Origin of the sequence: Nostoc sp. UHCC 0252, from assembly GCF_034931145.1 — a bacterium.
GTDB lineage: Bacteria > Cyanobacteriota > Cyanobacteriia > Cyanobacteriales > Nostocaceae > Nostoc.
Map to the genome: position 1 here is coordinate 1 of NZ_JAYGHE010000089.1, position 1,440 is coordinate 1,440.

Below are 1,440 nucleotides of genomic sequence, written 5' to 3' on the forward strand. Positions count from 1 at the left end.
AGATAAATATAAAACTAAAATAGAGCTAGCATCAGAGATAATTACAGAATTAATGGAATCAGGGTTCAATATTGAATTAGTACTGGCTGATAGTTTATATGGTGAAAGTAGCCAATTCATTAGGAAAATTGCTGAATATAACTTAGGTTATGTGGTGTCAATTAGAAGTAATCATGGAGTATGGCTACCAGCAGGGCAAAGGGTTAGGGCAAATAAGTGGTGTAAAGAAAGAGAGAACATTTAGCAATCAAAAATCAGAGACAAGATATATTAGAGAAATAATTTATGGTAAAAAAAGAGCCATAACTTACTGGGAAATAACTACTGATCCAGAAACCATGCCGGAAAATTCTACCTCCTTCGTGATGACGAATCTGCAAGGTAATCTCAAGAAAATATTAGGTGACTTATATGGATTAAGAACCTGGGTAGAATATGGGTTTCGACAGTGTAAACAGGAATTAGGCTGGACAGATTACCGTTTTACTGATTTTCAACATATTGAGAGATGGTGGGAAATTATTTTTTGTGTTTACACGATGATTAGTTTAAATTCTTCAGTCTTATTAGGTTTAAATCAATCTTGTCAATTTGAGACTAAGACACAAGAAAATAATGATGTTGATTTTTCTAATCATCCACAATGGAACCATGAATATGGATGGAAGAATACTTTAAATAATCTACGTCTCATTATCCAACCACTTTTACTATTTTGGTTGATTTATCCCTGGTTAAGTATTTTCCCTAATTCACATTTATTATTGGGATTCAATCATTTAATTGCTGCAATGAATCAATTTAAACCCACTTATGCTTGTGGATGATTTAGCTCCTGAACTACTTGCTTATCTCGGAAAGTGACAGAAGAGGGATATAGTGTTTTTCAGCTAGATGAAGTACACAGATAGGGGCACAGCAGTGCTATGCCCTTAAGATCATCTGTACCTAACCAAGTTGTAATCTGCTGTAAAACTGCGTAGGGTCGCGCGTTATAAATATTGAGAGCCTCCTTTTTTCAAGAATTGGGGGTTTTCTGTTGCAGGTGCGTGAATCCCAAGAGAAAGTTTTTTCTGAAAGTACTTTACAAAACGCAATAAATTCTTTAAGATGTGTAACAGGTAGTCAAACCTACCTAATTCATCCGCAAATAATCGCATTTATAAAACAATGACAACAACCTTACAACAGCGCTCAAGCGCCAACGTATGGGATAGATTTTGTGAGTGGATCACCAGCACCAACAACCGGATTTACATCGGTTGGTTCGGCGTAGTCATGATCCCCACCTTACTAGCCGCAACCGCTTGCTTCGTAATCGCCTTCATCGCCGCGCCTCCCGTTGACATCGACGGAATCCGCGAACCAGTTGCAGGTTCCTTAATTTACGGAAACAACATCATCTCTGGTGCAGTAGTACCTTCCTCCAACGCAATCGGC

2 pseudogenes are annotated in these 1,440 nt (G+C 37.7%); both read left to right on the top strand.

What is annotated here, in order from left to right:
* A pseudogene (locus tag VB732_RS31125) lies at nt 1-827 on the top strand (transposase); the annotation flags it as partial.
* Nucleotides 828-1,170: 343 nt separating this feature from the next.
* Nucleotides 1,171-1,440: pseudogene (locus VB732_RS31130) on the top strand (photosystem II q(b) protein); the annotation flags it as partial.